Source organism: Nostoc sp., from assembly GCF_036918245.1.
GTDB lineage: Bacteria > Cyanobacteriota > Cyanobacteriia > Cyanobacteriales > Nostocaceae > Nostoc.
The window spans coordinates 43010-59891 of record NZ_JBALEF010000054.1; the positions used below are offsets into that span (position 1 = coordinate 43010).

At 42.3% G+C, this 16882-nt stretch carries 10 protein-coding genes; 5 read left to right on the forward strand and 5 right to left on the reverse strand.

The annotated features are described in order from the left end of the window. Window positions 1-448 precede the first annotated feature (448 nt). From V7L12_RS14330 to V7L12_RS14340, 3 genes are all read left to right on the forward strand, one after another. Window positions 449-1243, forward strand: a complete 795-nt coding sequence (locus V7L12_RS14330) for a glutathione S-transferase (protein WP_335085000.1) — start codon at window positions 449-451, stop codon at window positions 1241-1243. 148 nt (window positions 1244-1391) lie between these two features. Beyond that, entirely contained in the window at window positions 1392-3122 is a 1731-nt protein-coding gene (locus V7L12_RS14335) for an ATP-binding protein (RefSeq protein ID WP_335085002.1), read from the forward strand. 653 nt (window positions 3123-3775) lie between these two features. Then, entirely contained in the window at window positions 3776-4759 is a 984-nt protein-coding gene (locus V7L12_RS14340) for an RNA polymerase sigma factor, RpoD/SigA family (RefSeq protein ID WP_334926631.1), read from the forward strand. Between the two features lie 526 nt (window positions 4760-5285). On the opposite strand, the gene V7L12_RS14345 is transcribed toward V7L12_RS14340, so the two are convergent. Beyond that, window positions 5286-5849, reverse strand: coding sequence for a calcium-binding protein (locus V7L12_RS14345; RefSeq protein WP_335085004.1), 564 nt, complete (start codon window positions 5847-5849; stop codon window positions 5286-5288). A gap of 198 nt (window positions 5850-6047) precedes the next feature. Between V7L12_RS14345 and V7L12_RS14350 the strand changes: the two genes are divergently transcribed. After that, window positions 6048-7703: an NB-ARC domain-containing protein gene (locus tag V7L12_RS14350; protein ID WP_335085007.1), complete on the forward strand. Its 1656-nt coding sequence runs from the start codon at window positions 6048-6050 to the stop codon at window positions 7701-7703. A 332-nt stretch (window positions 7704-8035) separates the two neighbouring features. Here V7L12_RS14350 and V7L12_RS14355 read toward each other — a convergent pair whose 3' ends face one another. Beyond that, complete coding sequence (locus tag V7L12_RS14355) at window positions 8036-10243, reverse strand: CHASE2 domain-containing protein (RefSeq protein ID WP_335085011.1); 2208 nt, start codon at window positions 10241-10243, stop codon at window positions 8036-8038. A gap of 180 nt (window positions 10244-10423) precedes the next feature. Further along, window positions 10424-10708, reverse strand: a complete 285-nt coding sequence (locus V7L12_RS14360) for a hypothetical protein (RefSeq protein WP_335049890.1) — start codon at window positions 10706-10708, stop codon at window positions 10424-10426. Between the two features lie 506 nt (window positions 10709-11214). Between V7L12_RS14360 and V7L12_RS14365 the strand changes: the two genes are divergently transcribed. Then, window positions 11215-14253 (forward strand): hybrid sensor histidine kinase/response regulator, encoded by a 3039-nt coding sequence (locus V7L12_RS14365; protein WP_335085013.1) that lies wholly within the window; start codon window positions 11215-11217, stop codon window positions 14251-14253. A gap of 261 nt (window positions 14254-14514) precedes the next feature. On the opposite strand, the gene V7L12_RS14370 is transcribed toward V7L12_RS14365, so the two are convergent. After that, window positions 14515-15552 carry an aliphatic sulfonate ABC transporter substrate-binding protein gene (locus tag V7L12_RS14370; protein ID WP_335085015.1) on the reverse strand — a complete coding sequence of 346 codons (1038 nt, stop codon included), beginning with the start codon at window positions 15550-15552 and terminating at the stop codon, window positions 14515-14517. 212 nt (window positions 15553-15764) lie between these two features. Next, window positions 15765-16853, reverse strand: a complete 1089-nt coding sequence (locus V7L12_RS14375; RefSeq protein ID WP_335085017.1) for a sulfonate ABC transporter substrate-binding protein — start codon at window positions 16851-16853, stop codon at window positions 15765-15767. Window positions 16854-16882: the final 29 nt, after the last annotated feature.

Here is a 16882-nt window from a genome sequence, read left to right on the forward strand (position 1 = left end):
CTTCAAAGAAAGATTATACTTAAAAGACAATTTATATACAAACTTGTACGTAAATAAATAGTTGATTTATAAATCCTAAATTACATAAGTAAAAAGGCTATATCTCAGAATTGACCATTGATTATTCAGCAAAAGCATGGAAATCAATTACTGAAATCTTTTAACGTAGGTTAACGGTGACAGAAGTTGAAGTACCTGTTGAAGACCCACGAATAAGAAGTTAGGTTTATATTTATATATGCTGAATTAAATTACTTAGTTATTCGATATTTTAATCAATCAGAAAGCAATATTTTTTTAAATCGATAATTTTGCCGAAAATCAGACATCAGTTAAACTCTAATGTCAATAAGATAGACAATTAACCAACTAATACCAATAAAAATTACTTAAACTAAAGATACAATTGTAAAGTTAATAAGTTGACCAGTTATAAGAGATAGAACACATGCTGGAATTATACCAATGGGAACTCTCTCAATACTCAGAGAAAGTGCGCCTAATTCTAGATTTTAAAGGACTCAATTACCGCAAAATCGAGGTTACGCCTGGGATTGGACAGGTAGAACTGTTCCGGCTAACTGGTCAAAAACAAGTGCCAGTATTAAAGGATCGTAATAAGTATATTGCGGATTCTACGGAAATAGCTAAGTATTTAGACTTAGAGTATCCCGATCGCCCGATAATCCCGCAAGATCCTAAACAACGAGGTTTAACTTTATTAATAGAAGAATGGGCGGATGAGTCCATAGGCATTAAAGGTCGTAAAGCACTATTTGCTGCCATAAGTCAAGATCAAAATTTCCGTAAGTCTTTATTACCCACCTCAACACCAGATATATTTAAAAGTCTGGTTCAAGGTGTTCCTAGTGACTTACTGACAGTGTTAGGTTTTGGCGTCGGTTACAGCCCAGATGTGATAAAGTCAGCGATCGCATCTTTAAAACAAGACTTGGAAGCCTTGACGTTATTATTGGCAGATAGTCCCTATTTAACAGGAGATGAGCCGACTTTAGCTGACTTAGCAGTGGCTGGCTTATCGATATTACTCAAGTTTCCTCGTGGACCCTATCTGGATTTACCAGCTTCTATCAGAGGTAAAGGATTGCCAATCTTTGCCGAGAATATAAATTATGAACCATTCTTTAGCTGGCGCGATCGCCTTTACGCCCAATTCCGCACACCGTTAATTAGTACCACTCCACCAACGGGAAGTGCGCCAACCTCGATTCAGATTGATTAGGGAATGGGGAATTGGCATGGGGCATTGAGAGAGAATAACTCAACACAAATGACGAATGACGAATGACTGATGACAAATTCGCAACTTTTGCCCTATGCAATTAAAATTCAACATAAGAGATAGCACCAACAATTGTGTAATTAATTAGATGAATTCGGCACAGCCATTAGGTTCAGTCATTCAAGGTTCTCTAACTGAAGGTTTAGAAGTACGATTGCATCCTGACATTTCTGTAGAAGATATGCGGGTGGGTAAGTTTCTTGTTGTGCAAGGGATGCGATCGCGTTTTTTTTGTATGCTGACAGATGTAGCATTGGGAGCTGCTAATGCCCGAATTATTGCTAATCCCCCCAGTTGGGAAGACACTTTTTTACGAGATGTTTTAGCCGGAAGTGGTATTTATGGTACTATCAACCTCGCGCCGATGTTGATGTTCACTCCCGAAACTGAAGAATCTTTCTCCCCAACAAATGGCAAATCGGCAAATCCTTTCCTCCCATCGGTGACGGGTTTAGCTTCATTTGTGCCACAAACCAGCACGACAATGGAATTGTTGCCTGTTAAAACTATTCCTAGTCACTTTAGTCAAGTTTACGAAGCAAGTGTTGACGATTTTCGCCGGGTATTTGGTTGGGAAGATGACCCCCAAAGGCGCAACTTTTCCATCGGTAAACCTTTGGATATGGATGTGCCAGTTTGTATCGATTTAAATCGCTTCGTGGAACGGAGTAATGGGGTTTTTGGTAAATCTGGTACTGGTAAATCTTTTTTAACACGGCTACTTTTAGCTGGCGTTATCCGTAAAAATGCGGCAGTAAACTTGATTTTTGATATGCACTCTGAGTATGGCTGGGAAGCCGTTGCAGAAGGTAAGAATGTCAATACGGTTAAAGGCTTAAAGCAACTTTTTCCTAGTAAAGTGGAAGTTTATACCCTCGACCCGGAATCGACAAAGCGTCGGGGTGTGCGTGATGCTCAAGAACTTTATTTGAGCTATGAGCAAATAGAAGTTGAAGATATTAAATTATGTAGCCGAGATTTAGGACTCTCTGACGCAGCCTTAGATAACGCCAATATTTTGTATAGCGAGTTTGGCAAGTCTTGGATTGTCCAGTTGCTGAATATGACTAACGAAGAAATCGAGATGTTCTGCGACGAGAAACGCGGACACAAAGGCTCGATTATGGCATTGCAGCGCAAACTCTTGCGGATGGATAGCTTGAAGTATATGCGAGCAGTTTGCCCCCAGAATTATATTAGTAAAATTGTGCAATGCCTGGAATCTGGGAAGAATGTTGTGATAGAATTTGGTTCCCAGTCTAATATGCTCTCTTATATGTTGGTGACGAATATGATCACCCGGCGTATTCATGAGCATTATGTCAAGAAAGCAGACAAATTCCTGCAAAGCAAAAATCCTAGCGATCGCCCAACGCCATTGATGATTACCATCGAAGAGGCGCACCGTTTCCTTGACCCGGCTATCGTCCAAAGTACTATCTTTGGGACTATTGCTCGTGAACTGCGGAAATATTTTGTCACACTTTTGGTAGTTGATCAACGTCCATCAGGCATAGATAATGAAGTTATGTCCCAAATTGGGACTCGCATTACCGCTTTGCTGAATGATGAAAAAGACATTGACGCGATTTTTACAGGTGTATCTGGTGGTAGCGGACTGCGATCGGTATTGGCAAAGCTAGACTCGAAACAACAAGCTTTAATATTGGGTCACGCCGTTCCTATGCCAGTAGTAGTGCGTACCCGTCCTTACGACGCAACTTTTTACGCAGAAATTGGTGAGCCAGCCTGGGAAGAAAAACCTGACGCAGAAGTATTCGCCGCTGCTGAACTAGCTAAAGCTGACCTTGGATTTTAGATTGTCATTTGTCAGTTGTCCTACCCTGCGCGAAGCCGCTGATGCGTCTATGTCCTTTGCAAATGACCAATACAACTCTTGGAGAGGCTGCGCCAATGACTAAGCGGTAGTTGAGCGCAGTCGAAACTCAGTACAAGTGACTAATGACTAATCACTAATCACTAATTCGTGACATCCCTCCATTGTCACAGCAAATTAAGTTCGGTTATCCGGCTAGTTTTGGGCAACAGAAGAGGGGTTTTTGGCGTCACTATAGATGTAGTCAGTAATTTAAAGGAAATTTAAAAATTTTTTCTATAACGGCTGCTTTTGAATTATAATCATAGGTTTTATCTTAAGATAGTTTACTATTTGCCTGATTTATCGTATCATAAGTTAAGTAGAACTCATACCGACTTCGGTTTTGCCGATCGGTGTTAGTAACTGTCCAAGAGAAGAATTCTCAAAAATAACCAGCGTGCTTATAAAAGATTGAAAATTTAGGGAAAGTAGGGGAACCGATCATTGGGGGCTTACCGTCTTAACAACGGCTGTATCAATTAATTAATTGATTTTGGTAGCTCCCGATATTTTGTGATAGATGTACTACTTTTTTCCATCCATTTTAGTAATAAAACATACATTATCTTTACGAAGTAGAGGACATCGCACCAATGCCTACTGTCAATACCCAAACGGAAAACCTCAACACCAAATTCACGGCTGATATGGTGCGAACCTATCTGCGAGAAATTGGTCGTGTACCACTGCTAACCCGCGAACAAGAAATTGTCTTTGGGAAGCAAGTGCAACAAATGATGAAGCTCATCGACGCCAAGGAAGCTTTGGCGAAGAAGTTGCAACGCGAACCGGAGATGTCAGAGTGGGCCGATCACGTTCAACAATCAGAAACCGATGTCCAACAAACGGTGGCACAAGGTAAGCGGGCAAAGCAAAAAATGATCGAAGCGAATTTGCGCTTGGTCGTCGCTATTGCCAAAAAATACCAAAAGCGGAATATGGAGTTTCTGGATTTAATCCAGGAAGGAACACTAGGATTAGAGCGGGGTGTAGAGAAATTTGATCCGATGAGGGGTTATAAGTTCTCGACTTACGCTTACTGGTGGATTCGCCAAGCAATTACTCGTGCGATCGCTCAACAAGGTCGGACTATTCGCTTACCGATCCACATTACCGAGAAACTGAACAAAATCAAAAAAGTGCAGCGCGAGTTGGCTCAAACCTTGGGGCGATCGCCGACTCCGGCTGAAATTGCCAAAGAACTGGAACTAGAACCGACTCAGATTCGTGAGTATCTGAATATGGCTCGTCAACCTGTGTCTTTGGATGTGCGAGTTGGCGAGAACCAGGATACTGAGTTGCAAGAAATGCTCGAAGATGATGGGCCATCACCAGAGTATTACACCAACCAGGAATTCTTACGCCAAGACTTGAACAACCTGCTAGCAGAATTAACCCCGCAACAGCGAGAAGTTGTAGCCCTACGCTTTGGTTTAGAAGATGGTAATGAAATGTCATTGGCAAAAGTGGGTGAGAGATTAAATCTCAGCCGCGAACGCGTCCGTCAGTTAGAGCATCAAGCTTTAGCTCATCTGCGTCGCCGTCGTGCCAATGTCAAAGAATACGTTGCTAGCTAAAAATAGAGACGCGGAATTTTGCCTCTCTACACCACTTTGATGATCCGCCTCCTGAATTCAGGGGGCGATTTTTTATGCTGAAAACTAGAAAAATGTGTGCTTGCTTCTCCGTAGGCAAATTTTTTATCAGTTTAAAGGTCAAAAGGCTTTGAATTTAAAACCCCCATTCACTAGTAGGGAATGGGGGCTAGGTTTTTGAGGCTCAGATGTGAGCAATGATACTTTTCAAACAACCTCTTATACCAATTCAAAATTAAGAAAGCCAGACAGAACAAAGGTATATCCGTATGTATCTGTTACATTCTTTTTTCAAATTGGTATTAGGAGACTGGATTAGAGAATGAGAGTGATCAAACTTTTATCCACAATTGGAATGCTCCCCTCGCAAGTGGATTTTTAACTTCCTTGATTGTAGATATAAGAGTGTAAATTCAGATAAATAAAGCTGAGGAGCGAGATAAAATTACGTTGCTCTAAAGTCATCAAAGATTTGTAACTGTAGAGTTATTTCCCAACTGTAGTAGGACTAGACAAAGCTAAAATAATAGTTGGTTAACTGTATACCAGTCTTATCTTGAACTACTGCTAACAAGTCACCATCATTCTGATATATGAGTGTATCAAGGTCACTAGTTCCCTCATAATTTGCAGTACCAAGATAAAAAGAACTTGCACTTCCGTTCAGTTGGATATAGTCATTCGCAGGATTGTAGTCTTGTATCGTAGCGTAGCCATTTCCCTGATAATAGTTTCCACTATAGGATGTACCGGATGTACCCAAAACAAACCTATCGTAGCCATCACCACCATTTAAGACATCATATTCATAACCGTCGTAGGCAGTTGAGTAAGAACCGTATAAAGTATCGCTACCACCTCCGCCATATAAGGTGTCACTACCAGAGTCCCCGTATAATTGGTCGTCACCTGTGTAACCAATTAGGTAGTCATCGCCACTAGATCCAGCGATGTAATCATTGTTAGTATTGCCATAGATAGAATCATTTCCCCCAAAACCATAACCTTGAAAACTCTCTGAACCATTGTAGTTATAATAATCATTTCCACTTGTGCCGAAATAGGAAGCCATGTCTTTGCCCTCAATAATTTGGTTACATTCTCGATCGCTCTGATCTTAGATAGATTCTAAAGGGCTAGTATCAAATTTGTCGGTCGGAAAAGGTCGGGAAAAGGTCGGGTTCTTTTTCGTAGATTTACGTAAACTTTTGACAAAAAATCAAGTTTCTGGTGTGAATATTGTAGTGAGCCTGTATTATTACCGAAAGAAATGACGGTTGAAGAAGCGATCGCAATAGTCGAGCAATTATTGGAACGAGGACGCTTAACGAGAGCGCAAGAGATTGTATTTCGCTACGCTTGGGAAGGGAAAACTTATCTAGAAATGGCGCGAGCAGTCACTTATGACCCAGGTCACATCAAAGACGTTGGCTCGGAATTATGGCGATCGCTCTCTCAAGCTTTGGGCGAAAAAGTTACCAAAAATAACCTGCAAGGAGTGCTGAAGCGAACCGCACAGCGACAACAGGACATAAACACTTCCTCAACCTTAAACTTTCAACCCTTTACGAACTATACAAATTGGGGGGAAGCAATTGATGTTTCCCAGTTCTATGGACGTACTACAGAATTAGAAACCCTCAGCCAATGGATTGTGAGAGATCGCGCTCGTGTAGTCACACTATTAGGTATGGGTGGTATGGGCAAAACCGCGCTCTCGGTGAAGTTAGCAGAACAATTGCAGGGAAAATTTGAATATGTGATTTGGCGATCGCTCCGACACGCACCTTTTTTTCACGACAAGGTGACGGAGTGCATCAAAATTCTTTCTCATCAACAAGTTACCACATTGTCTGCTTCCCCCTATGAGCAAATTACTTGTTTAATCGATTACCTCCGCAAATATCGATGCTTGCTGATTCTGGATAATTTCGACACATTATTGGAGCAAGGTAAAGGGACAGGCTGTTACCGTGAGGGCTACGAACCCTACGGCGAACTTCTGTGGCGATTAGGAGAAACTGGGCATCAAAGCTCTGTCCTACTCACCAGCCAGCAAAAACCTACTGAAGTCGCTGCCTTGGAAGGTGATGGTTTGCCAGTCCGTACCCTTGCTTTATCAGGATTAGAAGTCGCAGCCGGGCAAACAATTCTAAAACTCAAAGGGCTATCAGGCTCCGAGGAAGAAACCCGTCAACTGGTTGAGTGTTACGCTGGTAATCCCCTAGCTTTGAAAATTGCCGCCACTTCCATTCGGGACTTACATGAAGGTAACATCGCCTGCTTCTTTGCCGAAGGCACAACCGTATTTCAGGGCATTGGCAATCTTCTAGAACAACAATTCAAAAGACTCTCCACGTCTGAGCAGTTAGTGATGTACTGGCTGGCAATTAATCGGGGCAAGCTTTCCTCGACAGAATTGCAAACAGCTTTCACACCAATATTACCTAAGCCTAAGTTAATGTCAGTCCTCGAATCTTTACGCTGGCGTAGCTTGATAGAAAGCAATACTGGAGGATTCACACAGCAACCTGTGGTGATGGAATATGTGACAAAGTGCTTGATTGAGCAAGTCTGCGAGGAAATCATAACAGAATCACCGCAATATCTGCTGACTTATGCTTCGATGCAAGCCCAAGCAAAAGACTACATTCACAATAGTCAAATTCATCTGATTGTAAGACCTATCCTAAATCAACTACGAATAACCCTTGGCTCTGCTGATCAGCTTGAGGATAAACTTAGCAGACTAGTTAGAAAGCTCCAAAATGAAAAACCCTATCCACAAGGGGATGAAGTTTTTAGGCATGGGGAATGGGATAACGAGATAAGAGGGCGCGGGAACAAGGCAGACTCAAACCATGTTTGGGCAGTTGCGGTGCAGTCCAGATTGTCAACAAACGTTGAGACCAGCCCGCACTTATGAAGGCATGATTATTACTAGGGTGACAGGGTTGACTGAAGCAGAGGTAGTAACTTTAAAAACTTTAGGAGCGCTAGAAGTGGATTGATACAGCAGAATTCAGAATTGAGAATTCAGGAGTGTGTACCTACCAACTTGAAATCTGGTGTATATGTCCGAGTCCCTAATCCCCAGTTACCAGTTCATATCATGTCCGCTAGATTACTTATTAAACCTGAAGAAAGAACCCCACCCCGCCAAAACTATGCTTTGTCTCCCCTCCCGAAGAGCGGGGAGGGGCTGGGGGGTGGGGTGCAATGACTGTGGAAATCATAACTAATTATACGGACATGATATCACTTAGTTGAAAAACGTTTTAAATCTTGTAAAACTGCGGTGGCTGATTGATAGCGATCGCTAAAATGATAGCAAACCATCTTATCTAAAATTGCCGCTAATTCTTCGCTGACTGGCGCTGTTTGCCGCCACATCACATTCCCCGTTTCTGGATCTGGGTGGAGTTCTTGCGGTGGTATCCCAGTTATGGCTTGAATAGCAATCATTCCTAAAGCATAAATATCACTGCATAAACGGGGATGACCGGCAAATTGTTCTGGAGGTGTGTAACCCCGCGTCCCGATGGCTACTGTCGCTAATTCTGTTTGCTCACTACTCGACGGTTGCATCAATTTGACAGCACCAAAGTCAATCAATACCAGTCGATTATTTTGAACGCATCTAATAATATTAGTTGGTTTGAGGTCGCGATGAATCACTCGATGTTGATGAACAAATTCTAGAATTTCTAAAACTTGTTTGAGCATTTCCATCACAAATGATTCGTTTTGCACATTTTGTACAGGTGGTAATTCTTCGCTTAGGGTATGTCCCTCGATATATTGTTGAATTAAATAAAATTCGTGGTTATCTTCAAAATAAGCAAGTAGTTCGGGAATCTGATGATGTTTACCCAAAGTTTCTAAAATTTCAGCTTCACTATGAAACAACCTGCGAGCGACTTGCAAAAATCGTGTATCTTGACGGGCTGGCATTAACTTTTTAACTACACAAGTAGGATTACCAGGTCGTTGAGTATCCTGTGCTAAATAAGTCCGACCAAATCCACCAGCACCGAGAGTTTGAGAGATTTTGTAGCGTCCACTCAAAAGCAAATCACCTGATTTTGTTTCTGGTGAATCAACTGCGGGAAGAAAGTCAATAGACGAGTCGGGAAGTGCTGTTTTATCTTCTAAGAGTACATTTAATTGAGCGATCGCTTCTTGTTGTTTTTCAACTTGCAGAACAATCACCTGAGTTTGCTGTTGATTTTGGTAGCTAGTATAAGCAATCACACATATACTACTAATCACCAAAGCAAGAGCAGGAGGGATTAACGGCACCCATCCAGCTTGCAAAAACAAAGCAATGCAGATTACTACTAAGCCAAATAGAGTTATCGTTCCCACCACTAGCAAAAGCAGCGGATTTTGCCACCGCCATGCTAAAACACTACCTAATAGGGACCAGCCCCATACCCAAATAAGTTCCGCCCAGTCGGGCCAATACCAAATCAAGGGTCGCCCATCCAACACTGTACTGATGAGTTGACTTGCAATCTGTGCATGAATAAACAGAGCAGGCATTCTGGCTGGTTGATCTGGTAAAGCGCTGTAGGGCGTATAAAAGCCACCTGGAGGGATATTAGCTGCCGTAGTGCCAATAATTACCAGACGGTCTTTGAATAAACTGGGGTTGACTCGACCACTAAGTACATCTGTAAGGGTTACTTGGTTGGCGAGGCTATTGGGGTGACGGTAATTTAATAATATTTGATAGCCCTCTGCATCCAAATGTTGGTAGCCACCAGAATTAGGTTGTAAACGCAAAAACAGGGTTTTACCTAACAGAAAATCTCCTTTTTTAGTGAAATCGTATTCAATACCTTGTTTTGCCAGATAATTAATTGCAATTAATGCACCAAATGCAAATGATGTTGTACATTTCTTGTCTGTAGGGTTAGCAAATAACAAACTGCGGCGGATAATTTGGTCGTTTTCATTGTCAGCAACCACATCGCTAAACCCAACATTATCTACAGGGACATTCAGCGGCGGGGGAATTTCATCTCTACCCAAGCTGCTGAACAAACAGGTAGTGACAATGTTATCTTGATTTTGGAAATTAGCCGCCAAATTATTGTCTTCTGGTCGGAAAAGATATAAACCAACAATTCGCGGTTGATAAGATTCTATTTTCTTTAATAGCTGATTGATTGTCCGATCTGATAAAGGCCATTTCTCTTGTTTGAGATCCTTATCAGTGATTGTTACTAGCAAAATCCGTCGATCGGGTGCTTGTGCTGGACGCGATCGCAACATCTGGTCATAAACTCTTAACTCCCAAGGCTGTAACCATTTGAGTTCCCGAACTCCCCAGATAAAGGCGGTGACTCCTACACTGGTAACAAAAATAATTTGCAGCCAGCTTTTGCTCTTAGAAGTTTCACGGGAATCCTGAACTTTCAAAAAAGGTACACGGAGTTTTTCTAATAGTCCACTAATCACGGCGTTGGGGCGGTAGCCTGAATTGGGTAGATGTTGCAGGCGCAGAAGTTAATTTTCGGAATCTAGGTGAAAAGCTAGTTAACCTGAGCTTCTATTAATGTAGCAATTTACTTGCTAGTTAGAGACTTTGACATATTCCTACTTTTAACGCCCAGCCTCAACCATAGAATAAAACAAGCACTAGTCATCTGTTTGAGATGTTTGAACATCTTCAACAGGACTGGTAATTGGGAAAGAAATCGGATTAGTAGATGGAGTTAGTGAATCTAACTGGGGTTGTTCAAGTGATGCTTCAATGCTTGAATCAGCAAAATAGGAGCCAACAATTTTATCATAGTTAGAAGCAACAGCTAAAAAAGCGCCACCCAAAATATAGATAGGTAATGGCAGATTAAATTCTTGCAACCAGTCAAACAGTTCCGCCAAGGCAAATAGCACCAAAAAGCAGGCAAGCCAAACCTTCATATTCTTATCCCCCTGGATTGAAACAACTCTATTACTAGCTTAAATAGCTGATAGTTGATGTAGTACATAATCACCAACTTACAATAAAGCAGAGGGGCAGAGGAGAAAAATGATTTTCGGTACAAGCCCCGCCCCTTGTAGGCGATCTTCTTCCCCACTGCTCCCCTGCCTCCCCTACCTCTTCTTGACAACCTCTATAACCTTAGATGGGTGCAGTTAGAGTTATAGCATCTGCTATATTGCATTAGAAAAATAAAAATATATTTAGATTTAGCTTATGGCTGCAATCTAACGGCTAAGGATTGCACAGTTGGTTCGTGAGACTCGGCAGTGCCTCAAATTTACACAGGTAAAACTGGCAATCATGTTAGGAGTTTCATTCCACACTATAAACCGATGGTAAAACGGACGGATACAACCTTCACTACTGGCAATGAAACAAATTAAAGAACTACTACAGCAGATGAGAAAACCCGGTGAGTCGCTTTTAGCCAAATACTTTTAAAATGAGTGAGAACCTGAAAGCTCAAGAGGTTATTGAATTGCAGCAATATTTGAGCGAACAGCAAGCTGCACTGCGCGATAGTGAAGCACGTTACCGTTCACTGGCAGAGGCAAGCGCATCAATTGTCTGGAGGGCAGCACCTTGGGGCAACGTTGTTGATGATATTCCAACTTGGCAGGCGTTCACAGGGCAAAATCCCGAACAATATAAAGGATGGGGTTGGGTTAAAGCACTGCACCCAGAAGATCGTGCCTCGATAGCGGAAATTTGGAAACAGGCATTCCCTACACGCAGCGTTGCAGTTGCTGAGTATCGAGTTCTGCGGCATGACGGCGAATACCGTTATATGAATATACGCGGTGTGCCGATACTCGACGAAATAGGCGAAATCCGCGAATGGGTGGGAATGTGCGTCGATATTACCGAACGCAAGCAGGCTGAGGCCAACTTGCGCGAGAGTGAGGCGTGTTTTCGGCTGCTGGCTGAGAATTCAACTGATATTATTTCCCGCCATACAGTCGATGGAATTCTTCTCTACGTTTCACCAGCTTGCTACACAGTGCTGGGATATCAACCAGAGGAATTAGTCGGTCATCCTAGCCATGAGTTAGTTCATCCAGACGATTTGGTAGAGATTGCGAGAAATTACCCAGTCAATGGCGATTTACCAGATATTTATACTGTTACTCACCGTGCGCGTCACTACGAGGGGCATTATATCTGGTTGGAAGCAACTATTCGAGCTATCCGCGATCGCCAAACTCAAGAAATTTTAGAGATGCAGGCGTCTTCGCGAAATATTACTAAGCGTAAGCAGGTGGAAGAAGAGCAGCGTTTTCTGGCTGAGGCTAGTGGGATTTTGGCTGCATCATTGGACTACGAGACAACCTTAGCAGGTTTAGCGCGTTTGGCTGTGCCAGAAATAGCTGATTGGTGCTTAGTTGATATCATTAGTGACAATCAGTTACTCCGTCGGGTTGCAGCAACCCATGCCAATCCAGAGAAACAAGAATTGGTAGAACAGTTACAAAATTATCCGCCTGATTTAGCACAAACAGCAGGTGTTGCTGAGGTAATACAGACAGGCAAATCACAAATTATTCATTTGATTTCTGATCAACAGATCCAAGAGGCAACCCACAACGCCAGTCACTTTAAAATATTGCAAGAATTAAATCCGACATCTGGTATGAGTGTACCGCTAATCCTTCGGGGACGGGTGTTGGGAGTTATGACTTTGGTATCTTCTTCAGGTCGTCGCTACAACACCAAAAGCCTGATGTTAGCTGAGGAGTTGGCTGGGCGGGCGGCGATCGCTGTTGATAATGCCCGACTCTACAGAGAAGCACAGCAATCTCAACAGGCGGCTTTACGCGCAGCATCTCGCACTACCCGTCTGCAAGCGATTACCGCTGCACTTTCTGAATCTTTAACTCCGACACAAGTCGCTGAAGTAATTGTGGAGCAAGGTATGGCAGCTTTGGGAGCTAGTTTTGTTTTTGTAGCACTACTGACTCAAAGCGGCACTGAATTAGAAATTGTCCGAACTGTTGGCGAGCAACAAGAAATAGTCGATTCATCGCGTCGATTCTCGATTAATGCACCCGCGCCACTGGCAGAAGCAGTAAGAACTAAGCAACCTATTTGGCAAAAGCCAACCGAAACAAGGGTGGCTCGTTACTCAAATCTGGCTCAGGAATACGCCCAGTACAACTACGGCGCTTGGATTTCGATTCCATTGATCATCGAGGGACGAGCTATCGGGGGAATGTCTCTAGCTTTTACCGAAATTCAGAAGTTTAATCAAGATGATCGAGCCTTTATGCTGGCACTAGCACAGCAGTGCGCTCAAGCGATGGAACGTGCCCGCCTATACGAGGCAGAGCAAACCGCCCGGAAAGCAGCAGAAAACGCCAACCGGATTAAAGACGAGTTTCTGGCAGTACTTTCTCATGAATTGCGATCGCCACTTAACCCAATTTTAGGTTGGTCAAAGTTACTCCAAACCAAAAAACTTGATGAAAAGACAATTCCTCAAGCGCTAAAGACTATTGAGCGAAATGCGAAGTTACAGGCTCAACTGATTGAAGACTTACTGGATATCTCCCGGATTTTACAAGGTAAAATCAGCTTGAATATCTACCCAGTCGATCTGACATCTGTGATTTCCGCAGCAATGGAGACAGTGCGGCTATCGGCAGAAGCTAAGTCAATTGAGATGCACATCAGCCTGGAACCAAATTTGGGACAAGTTTTGGGAGACTCCAGCCGATTGCAGCAAATCGTTTGGAACCTGCTCTCAAATGCGGTTAAATTTACGCCAGAAGGCGGACGGGTTGATATTCGGCTATCATCATGTTCTAAGTCAAATTCCAACTCAGCAATCATTCAAGTCAGCGACACAGGTAAAGGCATCGACCCGAATTTTCTGCCTTACGTGTTTGAATATTTTCGCCAAGAAAATAGCAGCACCACCAGAAAATTTGGTGGATTGGGGTTAGGATTAGCGATCGTCCGTCACTTAGTCGAACTGCATGGCGGCACAGTCCAGGTAGAAAGCGAGGGCGAAGATCGGGGGGCAACTTTTACTGTAAGACTACCATTAATCCAAAATCAATTAGAGATTAAACAAGACAATAGCAATTCTGAGCCATCCTCAAATTTGAATGGTGTGAAAATTTTAGTAGTGGATGATGATACAGATACGCGAGAATTTATTGTCTTCTTACTAGAGCAGTATGGGGCAAATGTGACAGCAGTAACATCAGCAAATGAAGCCCTAGCCGCTTTAGCCCAATCCTTGCCAGATATACTTTTAAGCGATATTGGGATGCCAGAAGTGGATGGATGTATGTTCATGCGACAGTTGAGAACACTGCCAGCAGAGCAGGGAGGTCAAATTCGAGCGATCGCACTTACCGCCTATGCTGGAGAAATGAACGCTCAACAGGTACTAAGAGCCGGATTTAACAAGCATATTGCCAAACCAGTAGAGCCAAGCGAATTAGTAGATGCGATCGCCAACTTAATCGCTGAATAAACTTGCCTCTACCTGTTCACCGTTACTTGTATACGTTGAGTGGAACATTTTAGTTAAAACTAATAGTCACTCCCAAATCATATCTGTAAGAAGATTTGCGATCGCTTGTTCCTTCCTTGGTTTTTACTTAACCAGACAATAGGCTTAACAAGTTAGTTAAGCAACTTGTTAAGCCCCTTGTTGAAGTTAGGCAAACTTCCGCTACAGTCTAATAGCTAGCCAAATTAATAGCTGAATAAACCTGCCTCTACCTGTTTACCGTTACTTGATATTATCAGGTATGCTCGCTTTATATTCTAGATCAGAAAGAATCCCTTGTTTGATATCAATCTTACGCGAGATGACTTTTTCATCAAAATAAAAATCAGCAACGCGCTGCTGTTCGGCAATGATCGCAGGTGTAATTTTTCTCAATTTATAAGTACGACGGCTTGCCACCTTTAGTGCAACTGCTGGATCTAATTTCTGTTCATCAGCTAAAATTTTGGCATAATCGCTTGGGTTTTTTTCAGCCTGTTCTCCTACCTTCTCTGCTTCCTCTAAAAACACTCGCACCAATTGCGGATTTTGGGTGACAAATGCACGCCTGCCAATATAAAACCCGTTGAGAGTGTTAATTCCTGCTGCATTTCTCAGATTCCGAATTGGGGTAGTCTTTTCCACAGCAGCTAAAAGAGGATCGCCACCCACCCAGGCGTCAGCCTTGTCTTGAATAAAAGCGTCTCGGGCTTCAGTTGGAGTCAAAGCAACGATTTGAATATCGCTAATTTTTAACCCTACCTCTTTCAACGCTTTTGTTAGTAAATACTGTGCATTCGACCCTACCTGAAAAGCAATTTTCTTACCTTTAAGATCCGCTACTTTCTTAATGGGAGAATTAGCTTTCACCACAATACCTTGGTTTGTACCATCGGTGGGCGTGCGTCCAGTAAGATAGACAACTTCAGGGATGAGGCCTGGGCGTGCGGCTTGGTCAAATATTGGAGGTGTCTCTCCGACAGTACCGATATCCACCTTACCTTCATTCAGCGCTTTTATCAATTGCGGCCCTGCTGCAAATGGCCCAACCCAATTCACAGTTACACCCAATGCTTTAAAACGTGGCTCAACAGCTTTTTTGGACTTGACAATATCACCAGAACTTTGATATGCCAAGTTAATTACTTTGGCAGGCACCGCTTGAGTGCTTTGCACAAGGCTACCAGCTAAGGGAGATAATAAAGTAAACAGTCCCAATGCTGAATATTGGACAATACGCTTTAAGACTGTACGGCGTTGTGGTTGAAATGACTTGTTCATCAGTTGTGATTTTCCTTGTAAGTTTTAGCTTTTACGTTGTAGGTCTTACTTTCAAAAGCAAGTAAGATCATAGGAAGTTGTTATTTAAACCTCCTAGAACACCAATTTATGATGAAAAGTTGAGATTCTGCTAATTCAAAAAATCTCCTTTTGCCTTTAGTAAATTGGTATTCAAGTTTGTTTAAAAAACAAACTTTATATTTGATTATTCTCTACTTTTCACTTATCAGTGTTGGTGGAGTAATAGCTGCATATTCTTGAGGTGTGAGCAATGCTTCTTTAACATCAATCTTTTTGGGTAAGATTTTTTCGTTATAGAACAAATCAGCAACACTTTGCTGGGCTTGCATTAGTTCTGGAGTAATTCCTCTTAAGCGATAAGTAGCACGGCTAGAAATTACTTCCTGAATAGGTAAATCAATTTTGAGTACTGGTGCTATAAGTTTGGCTACTTCTTTACGATTCGCTTCTGCCCATTGACCATTTTTATCAATTTCTTCTAAGATGATGCGAACTAATTCGGGATTTCCCTTAGCAAATTCTCGTGTTCCTACATAGTATCCGCCTGGAGTACCAATATTGGTTGCATCTCTGAGCACACGCGCACCGTGGAGTTTTTCTACCAAAGCTAAATGAGGATCGCCAGTTACCCAAACTGGAATAGTTCCCTGAATAAATGCACCACGTGCTTCAACATTGGGCATACTCAAGACTTTAATATCACTATATTTTAGATTCACCTCTTCTAAGGCTTTGATAATAAAATAGTGAGAAGCCGAGCCTTTTTGAAAGACTACTTTTTGACCTTTAATTTGAGCTAAAGTTTTAATTGGAGAACCTTTAGGAACTGCGATCGCACTACCTTTACCTGAATCAGGTCCAAGTCTTCTACCAGCCAAATAGATGATTTTTGCACCTGCAGCTTGGGCAAAAATCGGAGGCGTTTCTCCAACTGAGCCAATATCAATTTTACCTACATTCATTGCTTCCATAAGTTGTGGCCCTTGAGCAAATTGTGACCACTCTACTTTCAAGCCCAAAGGCTCCAAACGTTTTTCTAAAACTCCTCTGACTCTAACTAAATCACCAGAACTTTGATACCCTATTCGCAGTAACTTTGTTTTAAAAGTTATAGTTTTAGCCCCTGCTGGTTCTGCTTTCGGCTCAGTTCCTGTATTTGTGTTAGATACAGTTGACGTACAGCTGATTAAAGTAGTAGATAAAGCTAGAAAACCAGGTATTGTAAACAAGGCAAATTTACTGATGACTGTTGTCTTAGATTTCACGAAATTTTTAAACATTTTTGCACCTCAATTTCTGATGAAATACT

Excerpts from the sequence above, each read along its gene's own strand:
- V7L12_RS14330 (WP_335085000.1), top strand. The coding sequence starts at position 449 with ATGCTGGAATTATACCAATGGGAACTCTCTCAATACTCAGAGAAAGTG.
- V7L12_RS14335 (WP_335085002.1), top strand. The coding sequence starts at position 1,392 with ATGAATTCGGCACAGCCATTAGGTTCAGTCATTCAAGGTTCTCTAACT.
- V7L12_RS14340 (WP_334926631.1), top strand. The coding sequence starts at position 3,776 with ATGCCTACTGTCAATACCCAAACGGAAAACCTCAACACCAAATTCACG.
- V7L12_RS14345 (WP_335085004.1), bottom strand. The coding sequence starts at position 5,849 with ATGGCTTCCTATTTCGGCACAAGTGGAAATGATTATTATAACTACAAT.
- V7L12_RS14350 (WP_335085007.1), top strand. The coding sequence starts at position 6,048 with ATGACGGTTGAAGAAGCGATCGCAATAGTCGAGCAATTATTGGAACGA.
- V7L12_RS14360 (WP_335049890.1), bottom strand. The coding sequence starts at position 10,708 with ATGAAGGTTTGGCTTGCCTGCTTTTTGGTGCTATTTGCCTTGGCGGAA.
- V7L12_RS14365 (WP_335085013.1), top strand. The coding sequence starts at position 11,215 with ATGAGTGAGAACCTGAAAGCTCAAGAGGTTATTGAATTGCAGCAATAT.
- V7L12_RS14370 (WP_335085015.1), bottom strand. The coding sequence starts at position 15,552 with ATGAACAAGTCATTTCAACCACAACGCCGTACAGTCTTAAAGCGTATT.
- V7L12_RS14375 (WP_335085017.1), bottom strand. The coding sequence starts at position 16,853 with ATGTTTAAAAATTTCGTGAAATCTAAGACAACAGTCATCAGTAAATTT.